The organism is Paenibacillus taichungensis, from assembly GCF_013359905.1.
Lineage (GTDB): Bacteria > Bacillota > Bacilli > Paenibacillales > Paenibacillaceae > Paenibacillus > Paenibacillus taichungensis.
Genome location: NZ_JABMCC010000089.1, coordinates 1 through 16,471 on the forward strand (window position 1 = coordinate 1; position 16,471 = coordinate 16,471).

Here is a 16,471-nt window from a genome sequence, read left to right on the forward strand (position 1 = left end):
TACAGTACCTCCATCAGAACAAATTGGTACATAGATTCCTGTCTCATTAAAATATTCATCACGAGCCTTCGCTACCTCAATTAATGCGGTAGCTTGACCTCTCCCTATGCCTTTTTGTTCTCGTGTAATACAAATTGCACCTCCGCCAATTCCTACTTTTACAAAATCGGCACCAGCTTCGGCTAAGAAACGGAAACCTTCTTTATCGACTATATTTCCGGCCCCAATTTTTACGGTATCCCCATAATTCTTCCGGACGTATTCAAGAAGAATCCTTTGCCAGTACAAGTTCTTTTCCTCAGCAGCTATTTTCAGTCCGTATTTCGCCTTTTACCGTGTTTAACATCTCATCTTGTCAGTTGTCACATAACATTGTGAACATTTTCATGTAATTATGGTACTTAATAAAACTTTAAGGCATGTTATCATTGTTTAGATGTGCATCTAATCGGCAATCGAACTATGTTCTTGTCAATACCGGCAATCGGTACAAGTTCGTGTCCATGGCTCAGGACAAGAACTTGTACCGATAAAATAAAAAAGCCGCTAAAATAGCGACTTCAATGGGATCATGTTCTTGTCCCTCGTCATATTCTGTATATTTGTACTACTCATGAATACTACACATAGAAAAAACCCTACTATAAAGAATGTAGGGTTTCTAGAAGGAACAATTATTTTTCATTACAACGTATTTTCGTTATAACCTTGAGCTATATCTGCTCTATCTTCAAAACTATCTGGTGCACCGCCGGTAATTTTAGAAACAACATCCCCGCCTGTGTATAGAATGCTTAATGGGAAAAGCAACTTACCAGTAAAGCCGTAATTATAATTGCCAAACCATTCTGTTTTTCTAATTTGGGTTTTACCACCTTTGACAAAGGCAGTCCATTCTTTATTATATGGTTTGTATCCATTCACTACTTTGTAATCCCAGATCCCTCCTGGTCTCACTCTATCAACCCACCAAGTAGTAGTGTATGATAACGCTGCAGTGGGATTTCCATAGATTCCTAAAGCTAGTGATGCCCAAATATCATACATTTGATAATAATTTTGAGAAGAAATAGAGTAAGCATACAGGAATGGAGGTGCGCCTGGATCAGCAAATGGAGTTACCAATTGATCCTGTTTGAATTGAGATAACAATTGCTCTTTTTTTAATTCCAAAGTACGTTCTGCAATACCTTCTGCAATTTCTTCTGTCGAACCCATTTGCAGATTAAAATCATTATCTAAATATACCCCACCTTGATCAAGTAACATATTTACTCTGCTGATATTCTCAACATAGATTGATTCAAATTGCGAATCTACCTTCAATACAGTAAATGTCTCATCATTAAGGACCATCTTGCCATCTTCATTAAGAGTAATTAGACCTTTATTAATGATCTCTTGATGTAGCGCTTTAAGTTGATCTGTTTCCTGTGAATCAAGGGAACTTAGTGGATCTGCCTCATACATCGGACTATTTAGGATGGTTTCAGGAATTGCATCCAAATCTAAACTTTTATTATTCTCACCAAAAGCAGATCCAGAAAACACACAAGAAAAAACAATTGATAGACTAATCAAAAATGAAAATCTTTTCATTAGCTGTACCTCCCATTATAATATGTATTTATTTTACATATACCTCCTTTTTTAACCATATCATAACAACCCATTTTTTGCTATGATTATTGCATAATATTCATATTATATCCATATATTCATTAGTATTGATGAAGTTATCCACTAAATTTGTACTGGAGGGATACTGTTTGAAGAAGTTTGTATTCTTGAACATTATAGGAATTCTATTTGCTATCTCCATTTTTGTTCACACAGAGATTAGAATTAATTACTACAGAATAGCAGAAATATTTCAATATTCTGAATTGCAAGTTCAAACTATTTCAAATTTAATAATTTCTGCATGTTATATTATTATTTTTTTATTAGTAGGATTCATTATTCAAAGAAAATTTCTAAATTCAAAACTAAAATATTTATCTAGTCTGATTTGGTTTCCATATTACTATATTTTTATTGAAATTTTTTCGTATATGTACCCACTGAACAACCCAGCTTTAAAACCTTTACCATCTGAAGGATTGGTAATAATATTGTTTAACCTTATATATCCCGTGGTAATTTTTATATTTGCCTCTATATTTGACCTGATTAAGTTATTTAAGAAGCCTACCGGTTTATGAACAGTTCATAAGGGTTTCTGGACACGAAAAAGCCTCCGTAACAGGTCGGAGGCTTCATTGTGCTTTGATGTTGAGTTTGTGAGGACTTTATTTTATCTTGAATAATCCGACGCGTTCATAGTGCCTTTTTTGACCCCAATATAATATGCCGTTCCTTCCGTTCTTAGGAACACATTAAGGATCTCGTCGCCATACGTACCTATGGCCGAAATAGAGAAACGCCCCGACGAATCTGTCTGCACTGGAATTTTCTCCAGCAACTTCCCACTTTGCAGGTTTTTCTGGTGTTGATCAATTTGAATCTCCAACTGCTTGTTCACCTGATCCGCGAATTGTCCTTCCACCGAAAGCGTCCCGTCCGTGCGGAATTCAGCGATCAACGTCTTGCTGCCTAGTGCCGGTTTGATATACACTTCCGGAAACAGAGGTTCAGGTAACTTTTTCTCGGATGTGACCGACTTAGGTGCGCCGACCAATTGTTTCATGCCGGACTGCAATTGCATCAAGATCACTGCTGCCTGCGCCCGAGTAACGATATCGTTGGAACCGAACATCCAGCTCTGATTGCCTTCGGTTCCGCGCATGTAACCATGAGCCAGCACGTAGTTCACCGCATCTGAAAAATCGTAATTCACGCCGTCCGCCGACGCGATCAGACCAGCCGCGCGATAACGGTTAATTGGTTTGTCCCGGAAGTCGCTTTTGCCGGGGCTTGCACTGAACAGTAGCAGATTGCGGGCCGTAGCCACTTTATACGCGCCTTCCGCCCAATGCTGTTTCTTCTTCTTGGAAGCGTACGATTCATCATCGACTTTATAGATGCGCAGCAGCATGATGAGGAACTGCGCTTCGCTCACGGAATCTTCCGGGCGGAATTTACCGTTTGCATCCGCAACGGCGATGCCCGAACGAAGTGCCCACTCGATCGCCGCTTGATCGGCGCGTCCTGCGATATCTTTGACCCTAGTCGGATTAGTTGCTGGATAGCTCTTGCTCTTGAGGCGCTCGAATACCCGCACTGGCACCGTCCCTCTCACCACTCCGGAGCTGAGCGTCACCTTATAACTGCCGGGCTTAACCCCTTCAAGCGTGCCGTCCGCCGAGACTTTCAGACCGGCAGGCGAACTGCTGGAGTAAGTAATCGGCGTTTTCGGGGTTCCGAATGTGCCATCATCGTAAGATGCCATGATCTGAATAGGCAACTTGCTTCCCGGATTTAGCACCAATTCGTCGTATTGAGCAGATAAGCCCTTTAACGTGCGCCCTTTGCCTGTCGTGAACGACCAGGACTTGCTTCGAAGCTGCGACTCCTGATAAAGCGTATAATTGAGCTTCACCGTATAGACGCTGTACCCGTCCAGTACATCCTTCGGATACAAGAACACCGTATCGCCTTTTAGTTCACTGTTGTACGGGACTTCTTGCCCTTGCGAGTCCACGATGCTCGCTTCGAACGAATCGATTGCGAAGCCTGCCGCAGCCGATATAATGCCACCCGAGTGTTCAACACCGAAGCGGTCAAGCGGATTCGGAATTTCGTTTCCGTAGAATCCAACGTCGGCTCCTTTCATGCCGTCATACGGATACACTTTGGCTTCCGGACCATTCTTTTCAAATTTCACATAGGCTGGGTTCATGACCGCAGTACCACCTTGCAACCCGATGCCGACGGATGTATATTTATCATCCAATATAATTGCGCGATGATAAGCGGTGCTTAGCCAAGAATCGATCGCTTCACGTGTCGTTGCATTATTATAAGACATGACTTCAGCGACCGATGTATTTGGCCATCCGGCTGCTTTGCCCCGTTCTCCGGCTGTCACTCCCGTAAATCCTGACGTACCCGGCTCCTCCCGATGTGCCGACAACCCTTCGAAGCGGGTGGTATTGTAATAAGCCGCATGCGCCTGCGACGCCTGCGTCAATTTCGCATCCAGCTCCAACGGGCCTACGCCTACCTTCGCCCTAATCTCGTTCAGATATGCCAATCCGTCGAGTTGATCCTGCGTGAACCCTCCCTGCGACGCCGTCGTGGCCGATGCCGCGGATGCGTGTTCTGCCGGATAAGCCGGTACGATGACCGTAAGGGCCAGGACCGCGGCGAGCAGACAGGTTGCCCACCTGCGCCCCGATCTCCATCCGATCCCCCGATTAGGCCTGTTGTTTTTGCTATTTTTACTTGCGTTCATGGTGTTTCTCCCCTCGTCTTCCCATTTTTACGAAACTTGCTAACCGAGTTGTCAGTATCGAGCTGATTGTCTTTACATTCAATTTTTGCCCCTTACTTGAATGGATTAACTATAGCAACACCATAATCTTCTAGCTCTGCTGCAGAGAATAAGATATAGTCGGCTTGGCTAAATTTAAAGTTTGTATAATCATATCCATCAATGTACTTGCGGTTCTGAAACTTATCGGTACTGCTGTTCTCTGGATAAAAGTTCAAACCAGTTTGATCACCATTATTAACAAAGGCATTTTCAACATGGCTACGTACCTTTGCAAACTCATTTTTGACCAACAATTGAATCGTTGTTCCTCTCTGAGTACTCCTGATTTCAATGTAGTTTCCCCCAGTTCGTTGGACCATTTCTAAACTATATATTACTTGACCGTTAGCCAACCTCAAAGGAAGATCACTAGCCTTAATGACTTTAATTCCATTATATTTTTCATCTTTGATGTTATTGAAAACGTAATTTGACTTTTCGTATGCTTTGAAGTCACTCATCTTCGTGACCTTAAACTCTTTATCATCTGTACTCCGGAAGTCTTTGTTCCCGATCCAGACCCAACGGCCAATCTTGTCCCACTCTACCTTCTGGCCAAGTCCTTCACTCACCAGACGCAGCGGAACGAAAGTACGATTCTGCTTCAGAATGATTTGCGTGCCATAGTCTTTCTTCTGGCCATCGACGAGGGCTGAAGTCTGCCCGATCGTCATGTCTACCTTATGGTCTTTGCCGAACATCCCAACCTTGGAAAGTTTTCCTTCCTTGGAGTACGTCACCTTTGCACCCAAGGCTTCCGATACAAAGCGGATCGGAACCATAACACTACCTTGTCCATCCTGGAATGGCTTCGCATCTGGAAACTTCATTTTAACGGTATTTAGCAATACCTCTACTTGCTTCGGAGGGCTTGCGGCTGCAACTGCTTCGTTTCCCGAACCTATCATGCTTACAGTCAACATACTTGCTATTACTGTTAATAACAGTTTCTTCATATCTAACTCCCTCTGCTTTTCATATGTACATCTTCTCACTATCACTTCCCGGTATCTTTTTTTCATAGGTCTAACCAACCCTAAATATCAAAAAAAACTTGGCAACACTAAGAATATTTTACCATGTACAATAGTTTATAAATAGGCATTTTATCCCATCGATATAATAAAACCTGACTTTCTATATAAACTAATTAGATATGTATCTAGTAGAAAATAGGGCTATTATGTTCTTGTCCATTCCGTCAGTCAGTACAGGTTCCTGTTCCTCGACAAATCTCCAACTGCTTGTTCGCCTGATCCGCGAATTGTCCTTCCAGCAACAGTGTGCCGGCTGGGGAACGGGCTTCGGCCAAGTAACGTATCGTCTAATTCTACTTGCGTACACTCTTAGATTCCAAATAAAAAAGCCGCTGTTTAAAGTAGCGACTTCATTAAATCCATCTGTAGTTTTCAGAAATATACACTTAAGTTCACTTATAAATATCTCAGTGACTAATTTCAGTTCTGTCTTCATTCCCTTTACCAAATAGAGTGTTTAAACGATGTTTTATCAGTCTCTCTTCACCATTAACATGTAAAGAGTAAGCAAATAACTCAAACTTCTTATAATACCCTTTTATCTGCCATTGTGTCTCTATTCGTTGTATTATCCCCTTGATAAGATGACACCAATTCCAATGTTCTTTATTTAATATTCCAGCGGGTACTGGAAAGAAAAAGTTATTATTCTGAATTGTTTCTGCGACTTCTCTTTGTGTCGCTTCGTCACGGTTTGCCATTAAAGCATCTTGAAGTGCATTCAGTATTCCGTATTTTTCAAATCTTCTACTTTCAAAAACAAGTTTAACATCAAGAACTTGTTTTTTTAGGTACTCATTGTTTGACACCTGTATAATTCTTGATATTATCTTTCTAACATTTTCACTATCAGCAGGTGGATACCATGAATTGAGGCCGTCCATCGTATTAACCTCATACAAAATATTAGAGTGAATCAATTCAATTATTTTTTCGATGTCGATTCCGAAATCTATTTGTAAGATCTCACACCACGAGAGTGCTGTGGTTAGATTAGCAATAATATCAACAATTTTCTCGTCTCCTTGAAGTTCAAGAATGTATGATCTTGTGTTGTTTATCATTGCAACGATCTGGTCTTCAGATGAATAGAAGCTAGAGGGTTTTTCCTGGTAATTATTGATCGTGGTGATCAAGGTTGTGATTTCTTCTTCTTTATAAGATCCAGTCACAAACCATTCATCTATAAGTGGAAAAATGAGACTGCACATTGTATTTGTAAGTGGCGAGTATTTTAAAATGTAATTTGAAAGATATGCTGTCTTACCGCTACTTACTCCTTCATACATTGCCTTAGTAGTAGCGTCTTTTCGGTCATCAGATGTATTTATAAGTAGCATTTCACCTTTATGTTCAACATTAAAGATTACAGTCGAAAAACACATACGATAAACGTCTTCCCTGGAGAACTTATCGTTAAAAACGTCATCCCCCCCCAATGATTGAGTTACCTCATTGATAAAATGATGTAGTTTTTCATACGTTCTCAAATTCTTAAAGGGGAAATTTGCAGCAATTTTCTCAACAACCATCCAAACATCATTACCTAATATTGCTTTAGGAGCCTCATCGGCAAAATCAGTAATTGAATATATTCTATCAATGGCTTTTTCTCTAAAGTTCATATAATTATTATTATCTTCATCATTAATATGATCAGTTGCAGCAACCAATACAATTTTGATTTTGTCCAACTTAGAGAGACTATCGACAAGTCCGAAGACTTCCTTGATATCAAGATCATCATGTTTTCTTTCTAAGTCATCGAAAACAATAACAAATGTATCTCTTTCCTTCAACTCTTTATTTATTGTGTTTAGTGTATTCTGTATGAGTGGTATAGACAAAGATAGTCCAGAAATCGATAAATCTACAGAGTTTGTTTTTCCACGTACCATGCTCACCAATTTTTTGATCTTCTCTCGAGGTGCATTCTCTAATAGTCTAAAATAAATTTCCTGGTGAATAGTCTCTACGTTTTTTTTTCCAAATAGTGATACATAACAACTATTTGGATGATTTGCTATGAAGTCATCTATATATTTCGTTTTTCCAATGCCCCATGGGCCATCAATGAGAATCTTCTTATAGCTTGAGTTTTGGTATTGTTCCAGCACCCTCAAAATTTCATTTGCCTTCATATGATCTACCTCCAGTTATAGACTCAAATATATTATCTACTGAATTTTTTATGTATTCATCAACAGTACCTTTTCAATTTCCCCAAAGAAATCAAATTTATACATTCAATAATTTTGACCTATATTGGGCTGCCCCACTAAAAAAATCATAGTTGACTTGAGGCAAAAAATTCAAGGTAAATTGATCTTTATCTTTCAATCCCATCCATGTAGTCTTTCTATCAAATGGGTCGACTCCCAACCTAATCGTTGTATACTTACTGATTGCCGGTTCAAGGAATTGTTTGAGATATTGGTCGTATGATTCACACAACGGTAATTTTTCTGTATGTCGTTCATAGAGATCTTGATAATATTGAAAAAATCGCTTACCCTCATGCTCAAGAAAGAATGAAAACTCTAAAGAATCTTTCCCTTCTGGTGGAAAATAGACAAGTAACTTATCTAATGAGAGATTTTCCTGATCAGACTGAATTTCAGTGTTCCCGTTCCCATCACCCTGTTTGACATGGAACAATACATCGTATTCCTTTTCTAGTTCTGCCAGTTCCTCTGAGATAGTATTGTGCATTTCAAGGATATCGGAAGCAACAACTCTCATTACTTCATGTGAGATCGTTTCGCCGTTACTATAGCGTGTGAGAGTTTCCAAAGTAGATTTCTTTTGTCTTACATGCATACAGCAGTTCCTCCTCATGGGAATTCTTAATTGCGATTAAGTTTTTTCATTTATTATCTACTACTGATATGTCTTAAAACAAGAAAAGATTAGGACGGCTCGATGGAGCACATCGAAAACCGGCCTAACCTTTGTTGATTGTTATTTAATCAGATTGTGAATCATCATTGCTGCTTCTTCTCGAGTTAAGGAGCGTTTTGGCATAAATTTGTTACCAGGGTACCCGCTCATCACGGATTCTTGGGTCACAAGTTCTACACTCTCCTTGGCCCAAGTCGCGATTGTAGCTTGATCTTTATATTGAGCAGCAGACGACAGGGTTGATCCATTTTTCAACAACACGTTTGAAAGCATGCTTGCAGCTTGCTCTCTTGAAATGACCTCATTTGGACGATAGGTATTTTCATCAAACCCTTTAGTAATCTTATGTTCAATGGCCGAGGTAAGCTCTGAGACATACCAAGCTTCTGGATCAATATCTTTAAACGTTCCAGCATACGGTGATGATGATGTGTATCCCATGGCACGATTTAAGATGATTGCGAATTCAGCTCTGGTTACTTGCTTCTTGACCCCAAAAGTCCCGTTGGCGTAACCTTTAACAATTCCTTTGGAAGTTAGAGAAAGAATAGCTTCCTTTGCATAGCTACCATCTATATCAGAGTAGGCTCTAGGCTCTGTTTCTTCTTCAGGAATAACTTCAACATCACTATCACCTTTGGGACCTGGAACCGTTACAGTTCCAGTGCTGGTATCACTTGACGTACTCCCCACAGATGATGGGTTTGTAACCGCTCCACCATTTCCTGGTGTCGGAGTAGTCGGCGTGGTACCACCGCCATTACCAGAACCTGGGCTGGTTGGTGTTGTATCGCCGCCATTACCCGGATCAACAATCGTTCCAGGAACAGTTGCCCCTCCACCATCTGCCGGTGCTGTGACACTGATTTCTTCTTTGGCTACAACTGTTTCTGTTCCATCAGCATTCTTCACAACAGCAACGATCTCATAGTTGTATGTCCTGTTAGGATAAACGCCTGTCTCGCTAAAATTCAGCTTGCCATTGACTGCGGAAACAATTCCATCGTCACGGCTCTCACCGGTTGCAGAGTTAACAAATGTTTTGCGATAGGTCCCGTCACCTAGAGGTGTGTACGTGGTTTGTGGGTTTCGCTCTACATATGTTACAGCACCCTCGATGGCATTAAAGTCAAAAGTAATAGTTCCTTCCCTCGGTTGCGAGGGTGTGATGACAATAGGCTGCGGTGCTGCTGGAGTGGTTACTTCGATGACGTTCGATTCCAATGTGCCATCAGCATTTCCAGCAACTACTTTATAGGTGTGGCTTTCTTCCGGACCCACATTACCCACTGTCATTGAATTTATTGAACCGGTCCATACTTTGTTTGTGTCATCTTGAAATACATCATAATATGTCGCGCCTGTGACTGTAGCCCAACTCAGTCCAACCTGATCGTGATAGACTCTGTTCGCTTTCAGGGCCAGATCACCACTCGGTGCTTGACCTTGCACAGGCTCATTCGGAATTGTGACCACCTTGATCGCTACTTTACCTTTAACACCTTTTTTAAGAGCAGCGACTCTGTAGGTGTAAGTTGCGCCAGACCAGATGTCTTCAAGATCCTCTGTCCACCATGTGCCCATCGGAATACCGATAGTCATCCCGTCACGGGAGATCTCATATTCGTCCGCACCATCAACAGCGTCCCATTCTATACGAATTTTATTATATTGTAATTCCGTCACTCGAAAGTTTTCAGGATACGGAAGTTGTGGTGTAATCAAAGTTTTTACACTCGTATACGCAGGTAAACCAGAGGTGAAATCATCCATTGCTAAGACAGAGTAATTGTAGGTTTCACCTTCATTTAAACCAGTATCCACGAATGTTGTTAAAGGACCCTCATAAATGATTAATTTTCCACGCATGACCTTGTACTCGTCTGCTTTTTCAACTGCATCCCAAGATAGATCAACTGAAGTTGATTTAGGGATGGCTACAAAATTATTCGGTTCTGGTAATTTCTTTGTTACCCCCATAATCCTGCCTTGTTCTCCCTCTATAGTTACACTTGACGGGGATCTCTTTAACCCGTACACATAAAGAGAATAAGGACGATCCGGGTCCAAACCAGTTATCGTGTAGGTTGTGTTCGGTCCTTCATACAGGAAGGTATTGTTTCTAATTACTCTGTATGTATTCGCACCATCAACGGGGTCCCATGAAAGTGTGATTGTATTCCAAGTTGACTCCACCTTCAACCCTTTGGGAGCTGGTAGCTTGTCTGGATCTTTTGTTGTTACAGTATCACGTTGTTCACCACTAGTTCCATGCTCATTTTCAGACCATATATCTACAACATATCTCGTTTTTGGTGTTAACCCTGTAAGGGTGTATGATAGATCACTTCCACGATAAACTTCTTTGTTATCTACATGAACCACGTAACTTGTTGCTCTTTCTGCCTCTTCCCAGCTTACAGTAAGGGAGGTTTCATCTGTAGTGACATTAAACTTCGGAGATGAAGGTGTTAACTGCTCTTTAGTTTTCACGATCATTATAGATTTTTCGCTTGGTGTACCGGCAAGATCGATGGCCCAAACTGCGATTTCATAGGATGTATTCGGAGCCCTATAAGTAACGAAGCTAGGTTCTTTATCTTTATAAACAGGGTTTCCGTCAATGGTCATAACATACTGTTCCGCCCCTTCTACTGCATCCCAGGTGGCATTGATCTCATGATCTGTTGTTTTTACTTGTAAGTTAGCTGGGGCCGATAATAGCACCTCCTCAGAAGTGATAGTATTCGTTTCTGCAGCGCTAACCTTGCCTTCCGCTAATGGCACACTTGCTACTAACATGCTAGCTGATAAAACTAATGACAACAACTTACTGAATTTCGCTTTCCTCATATTGCTTGTATCCCCTTTTTCTATTTTCGCATTTATGGTTTTGCGTAAACCTAATGAAAACTTCTAGTTAGAAGTTCACATAAAGCTAGAATCCTGTTCTCCCTTTATGTCAATCTCTAAATTCCTACTTTTACGCAACTCGTTCATAGTTTGTAACCTTAAGTACTGCTGTGGCCTTTAACCCGATTCAAACCATGGGCTTAGAAGCGGATGATCACTTAATGCTATCAACTGATCTGTTCCCGCTACTAAAATGACGATTATCCCTAAAATAATGCTATAAAATAATAATTGTTCCCTTAACGTCAAAACATTTCTTAAACACAGGTATTTTGAATTCCCAAAGCTACTTAATCTTGTAAATAATAAGGATATTTTACCATGTGTTTTGGATAATAAATAGGTATTTTATCCCATTGTTATTATAAAATCTGTTTTTTTATATCATTTAATTTAGATATATATCTAATTCAAAACCAAAATTCATCCTTGTCCAGGTAACTCTACACAACGTAAACGAGCGGGTAATTAAAAAGGTGTAGAATGGATTTTCCAATCCAACACCTTTTTGGAACCGAACTATCACTGAGTTGCTACATTTTTTAGAGATTCATGGTATTTTTTATCTAGCTCCAACCAAAAATCAGCCGGCGGACTGAACACCTTAGCAAGTTTTTCAGCAAAATCCTGAGTTACTTCCTCGCTACCCATAAAAAACGGTACTAGTCTTTCATTACTGAGCCCTATTTCCCGAGATAAGTCATCCAGAACCATTCCATTATTCGATAAGAGTTCAATAACCTTATCCCCAAGAGAGATCACTTCTGGAGCTAAATATTCATTCTTCAATTGTATTTTCCCCCACTGAATTTAATAGTTTTACTTTTCCCCACGACACCAAAGAATCACACTATAATCCGACCAACCCTCGTTATGATCTTCTATTGTTAATATGTACCGATCCTGGTCCTTCAATCAAATTATTATTCGAAAGAAGAAGTCATAGTCCTTACTTCATTAAGAAACTATCTTAACAACTCAGAACACTCCAGCCTTATTTGAAAAGTACATTTGAAATATATCATTAAACATCAAAATTGTAAAACATGAATTACATTAATTACGTCCATGTTTTACTGAAATGTCTCTTACGAATTACCTCCACAATCTCAAAACGGTATATAAATTTATAGACGAGTGCTGAACAGCAGATTATTCATTGATTCTCGCTCCATTCTTGTTCCAAATCTATAGCTACGCTTGTTCTACGAGTTCTACCACGCCACTACAAGCTCGAACATGGTTTTTTGGAGATCGCGAGATAACATTTTATTGGAAGAGATCCCCCCATAAATCTTCTATATTTTCCATATCCCATCAACAAAAAACATCAAAAAAGGCCATCCAGTAATTACCGGATAGCCTGATATTACGAAAAACGCAATAATAGCGATTTTGGATGAAAGAATGTTCTTACCTCCATGTGAAGTTTAGAGTAACAGATATCGTTCTGCCAGTTGTCTATAGGGTGCAAAATTAATGGAGGCATAACTAATTGAATTTTGTAGTATATAACTTGTAGATATCTTCTACATTGAGCTCGATATTCGTATGCTCACCTAGAAAATAAAACTTTGTATTATAAGCTTCAATGTGGTTCATTAACTTAAAGTACATGCTGTGACTCAAAACAGTTGTGTTAACAAACACGGCATCAGCGGACTCGATAAATTTAAAACTTCGGTTTAACTCAACGACGTGGACAAATCTAAAATTTGTCAGTTTCTCGCGTAGTCTTTGTTGCCAATGTTGATGCCCTCCGATAATCACACCGTTAATTCTACTTAAGAATCGAATCATTTCATCCATATCTATCGTTAATGGTTCTATCTTTTCCTCTTCAGACCTTAGACTGGCTACAAGTTTCCGCAGAGCTATGACTTCTTTATTATTGCTTTTTGTTTCTCTAATTAACGATCGAAGTTCTTGTATTTCAAGTTCTTTTTCAAGCAATTCCTTTTCTAATTTTTCTGTATTGATCCTTGACTGTTCCGCAGCCGAATCTGTTTGTCTTTTTTCTTTCATGTTATCCTTTTTGTAGAGATCAAATTCCTCGCGCATATGCTTAATATCTAGCAATAGTTGCCCTTGAGATTCACTTAAGGCTAACTTTCGAGCGATCTGATAATCCTTATGAATACCACAGAAAAACAGGAATGAGATGAACAAAATTTCCAACTGCTCATCTGTCCAACGTTGATTATTCTGGGCTTCTTCAAGTAAGGCAGTGAGATGATCAATCATATGTTTATCAGGTTGAATCTGCTTAAACCATTCCATTCCAATTATCCCGAAATACCTCAAGTTCATGCTATGTAATACGGAGATATATGGTTCACACGAACCGAGAGTGAATTCTCTCTGACCTGTTTTTTTTGATAGCCTGGTTGAACTACCTTTTAACAGGCTGCCTTCATATTCATTAGTAACAGAATTAAAAAATACTTCTAAACTTTTGGATTTTTGTAAGTTCTTGATTAAATGTATTAACTTTTCACTTCGAAGATTGTGTACAGGATCTGCCTTTTGTTTGCTTTCTACCGTAAACATGTTATATAAAATCAGCTGCCTATGTTGATACAGTTGTTCCATTAAATCCTTGTATATAAATACAGGATATTCTTTTAGAAAACACAACGAGTCTGCAACCGAGAAGGCACTTGCACTTAAATCTCTGTTTATAGCAGTTTGTTCCTGATTCTCTGAATATTTATAAGCATCGAATTCCTTGTTTTTCTTTACATATTCCCAGACCTTGCGGTACCCTTTTCGAATGAGATTAAACAATGAATCATAATTTCCCTCGTGAGCTGCAAGAGCAGTAATCGCAAATGCCTTTATTGTAGCATGGACTTGAACAAGGGGTTGCATAGTCAACTTCCTTGATAAGGATATATCTATATCACTTAATACCTCAAAATAATCCTCTTCTCGCGACGCATAAATTTTATCAATATCTGTGTAAAGATAGTCGATCTCCCCTAGGCAATATGACAATGTTAAGTAGTGTTGAATTGGGCTGTTTTGTAAGTCATCGGATTGTTGATTTGATCCCACTGTATTCATGCGTTCCTCACCTATCTTTAGAATATGAAGTACTCAGCTTCTCCAGCTAAATTAAACATTAAACCGTTTCTCTGCTATATCATCATATTATATCCTAGGATGGCAGAGTTAGAATAAGGACTTGTAGTGAATGTAGGCCACAGATTACACACTATTTGATCGTATCTCATTTTCAAAAGTCTATAAACGCCCATCCAATACTAGAAAATAGATACCCGGCCTTAGCTGCAGGAGTCAAGAATCGGGACCAATTGTATGGAAGCTATAATTTTTGATCGACTTATTCACAAACCATACAGTCATTTATGCGGTAACAACCTCAACAATTTGAAGTTGCTCGTGCAATGATAATATTTGGAGTCTTTCTGTGATATCAAGCTCATCAAAAAAGTATCTCTTGCTTAAACCGTGTTGAGAAGGATCACGGTAGCTTTTGAAGTTAGAGTCAAAGTAATCCAACAATCTCTTGATATCTTTGGTTAGAAAACCAATTGTGAGCTCAGCAAAATCTAAAACGCGAGCTCTGTTGATGAGATTTTGATAGTTTCGTTTCGTTGTTGTTCTAAGTAAATAGGAACCGTTTTTATCTCGAAAAAGCATTAAGTAACCGCCTGGTTTCAAGCAGGTGTCTTGCTCTTTATCCAATTGATTGAGTTTTATATGAATGTCTTCTTGAAAATCCAAACTAGTAATGGTCAAAATATCATCCTGGTCAAGGTTAAACCAACTTAATCCCGAGAGCCCATCTTCTTTAACAGTAACCAATTTGTGTTCGAACTGCTTTTTCACAAATCTGAACATTCTATTTACGTCGTCACTCTTGAAATGTGAAACTATCTCTAGCTGATGCATTTGTCCATATTGTGTAAAGAGAGTATCACGGACGCTATCTCCTTTAGTTGTTCTAAAACCATAAAGGTTGTATTTAGAAATTCTAACTAAGTATATATAACCAGATACAGGTATGCGTGTTTTAGGTTTGTGATTATTCACTCTCGTCGTTTGATATTCTTGATAGTCCGATGAAGTATCCAAAACATCCTCTTCTTCACTCTCTTCTTCAAGTGAGTCCGATAACCATTCATCATCATGTAAATGACGTTGGCCATTAAAGATTTCTCTCCAGCCTCCAACAAAGTACATAGTTGGCTCACTCATGCACATTTTAAGATGGAGTTCAAATTCGCGTAAATGAATAGGATCTAAATGACCATCTTCATTAACAATTTCCGAAAAATCGTATGACCGGTAAATTTGAATGGCACGCATGATCATATCCTCAATACTTCTAATTTCATACTCGTCTAAGTCAAATATAAGTTCTTTACGTTTTAATTGTTTTACAATCATTCGAGAGGCAATGGGGGGGATACTTGTTGGGACTTCTACGATACTCTTTTGCTCCTCAATGTCGTCTTCAATAAAGAAATTGCAAAGAAGGATTTCCTCCGTTTTATCGATCATCTCATTGGCATCATCCCAATACTTACCATCGATGCTGTACTTACTAACTAAATCGGCATAATCAAATTGTACTGGCAAGTAGAACTCATATCCCATATCACGGTACTCGTTATTTGATGATTTACGCTGCTGCAATTTGTAGAATGCATACTCTAGAGTTTTTGAGTATTTCTTTAATGTCTTATATTCACGATGTAAACGGAAAACCGTATCCTTAGATTTGGCCACATAATCTTGACCAGCTGAGTACCATTCTAATATGAATTGGTAATTGCCCATTCCCTATCCCCCTATCACTTAGCCATTTTTGGTAATGAACTCGTTATATCCATTATTGTCCAAAGTTTGGTGAGTTAAAAGAGTTAAATTATAAAAAATGGAAATACACCTCAAATTGCTCCACTCAAACTTTTGGTTTTGGACGTTGTTGAGTGCTTAGATATAAACACATTTCACTACTGAAGCATTAATGGATCGGGTTCAAACTAAGTACAGTTGTAACCATGGCGATCAACAACATAGATTGGAGTATTCTTTCGTTTTCCTTGGACAATTGAACCACCTTTAAGAGAATGAAACTCTGTTTAGTATGTCCATCAATTTTTGTAAAAAA

At 39.2% G+C, this 16,471-nt stretch carries 9 protein-coding genes and 1 pseudogene; all 10 read right to left on the reverse strand.

Annotated features, from left to right (window positions below):
• Positions 1-282, reverse strand: a pseudogene (locus HP548_RS02455) (IMP dehydrogenase); the annotation flags it as partial.
• 402 nt (positions 283-684) lie between these two features.
• Positions 685-1,599, reverse strand: a complete 915-nt coding sequence (locus HP548_RS02460; protein WP_175380766.1) for a polymorphic toxin type 44 domain-containing protein — start codon at positions 1,597-1,599, stop codon at positions 685-687.
• 697 nt (positions 1,600-2,296) lie between these two features.
• The gene (locus tag HP548_RS02465; RefSeq protein WP_175380767.1) at positions 2,297-4,396 is read right to left on the reverse strand and encodes a CAP and S-layer homology domain-containing protein; all 2,100 of its coding nucleotides are present in this window, start codon (positions 4,394-4,396) and stop codon (positions 2,297-2,299) included.
• A 92-nt stretch (positions 4,397-4,488) separates the two neighbouring features.
• Positions 4,489-5,433 (reverse strand): copper amine oxidase N-terminal domain-containing protein, encoded by a 945-nt coding sequence (locus tag HP548_RS02470; RefSeq protein WP_175380768.1) that lies wholly within the window; start codon positions 5,431-5,433, stop codon positions 4,489-4,491.
• A 488-nt stretch (positions 5,434-5,921) separates the two neighbouring features.
• The gene (locus HP548_RS02475; RefSeq protein ID WP_175380769.1) at positions 5,922-7,655 is read right to left on the reverse strand and encodes an ATP-binding protein; all 1,734 of its coding nucleotides are present in this window, start codon (positions 7,653-7,655) and stop codon (positions 5,922-5,924) included.
• 97 nt (positions 7,656-7,752) lie between these two features.
• Complete coding sequence (locus tag HP548_RS02480; protein ID WP_175380770.1) at positions 7,753-8,334, reverse strand: hypothetical protein; 582 nt, start codon at positions 8,332-8,334, stop codon at positions 7,753-7,755.
• A 141-nt stretch (positions 8,335-8,475) separates the two neighbouring features.
• Positions 8,476-11,268 carry an S-layer homology domain-containing protein gene (locus tag HP548_RS02485; protein WP_175380771.1) on the reverse strand — a complete coding sequence of 931 codons (2,793 nt, stop codon included), beginning with the start codon at positions 11,266-11,268 and terminating at the stop codon, positions 8,476-8,478.
• A 582-nt stretch (positions 11,269-11,850) separates the two neighbouring features.
• Entirely contained in the window at positions 11,851-12,117 is a 267-nt protein-coding gene (locus HP548_RS02490) for a hypothetical protein (RefSeq protein WP_175380772.1), read from the reverse strand.
• A 702-nt stretch (positions 12,118-12,819) separates the two neighbouring features.
• Entirely contained in the window at positions 12,820-14,394 is a 1,575-nt protein-coding gene (locus HP548_RS02495) for a hypothetical protein (protein WP_175380773.1), read from the reverse strand.
• A 303-nt stretch (positions 14,395-14,697) separates the two neighbouring features.
• Entirely contained in the window at positions 14,698-16,137 is a 1,440-nt protein-coding gene (locus tag HP548_RS02500; RefSeq protein ID WP_175380774.1) for a hypothetical protein, read from the reverse strand.
• Positions 16,138-16,471 lie beyond the last annotated feature (334 nt).

Coding starts and splice junctions, on each gene's coding strand:
- HP548_RS02485 (WP_175380771.1), bottom strand. CDS start 11,268: ATGAGGAAAGCGAAATTCAGTAAGTTGTTGTCATTAGTTTTATCAGCT.
- HP548_RS02470 (WP_175380768.1), bottom strand. CDS start 5,433: ATGAAGAAACTGTTATTAACAGTAATAGCAAGTATGTTGACTGTAAGC.
- HP548_RS02495 (WP_175380773.1), bottom strand. CDS start 14,394: ATGAATACAGTGGGATCAAATCAACAATCCGATGACTTACAAAACAGC.
- HP548_RS02465 (WP_175380767.1), bottom strand. CDS start 4,396: ATGAACGCAAGTAAAAATAGCAAAAACAACAGGCCTAATCGGGGGATC.
- HP548_RS02480 (WP_175380770.1), bottom strand. CDS start 8,334: ATGCATGTAAGACAAAAGAAATCTACTTTGGAAACTCTCACACGCTAT.
- HP548_RS02475 (WP_175380769.1), bottom strand. CDS start 7,655: ATGAAGGCAAATGAAATTTTGAGGGTGCTGGAACAATACCAAAACTCA.
- HP548_RS02460 (WP_175380766.1), bottom strand. CDS start 1,599: ATGAAAAGATTTTCATTTTTGATTAGTCTATCAATTGTTTTTTCTTGT.
- HP548_RS02500 (WP_175380774.1), bottom strand. CDS start 16,137: ATGGGCAATTACCAATTCATATTAGAATGGTACTCAGCTGGTCAAGAT.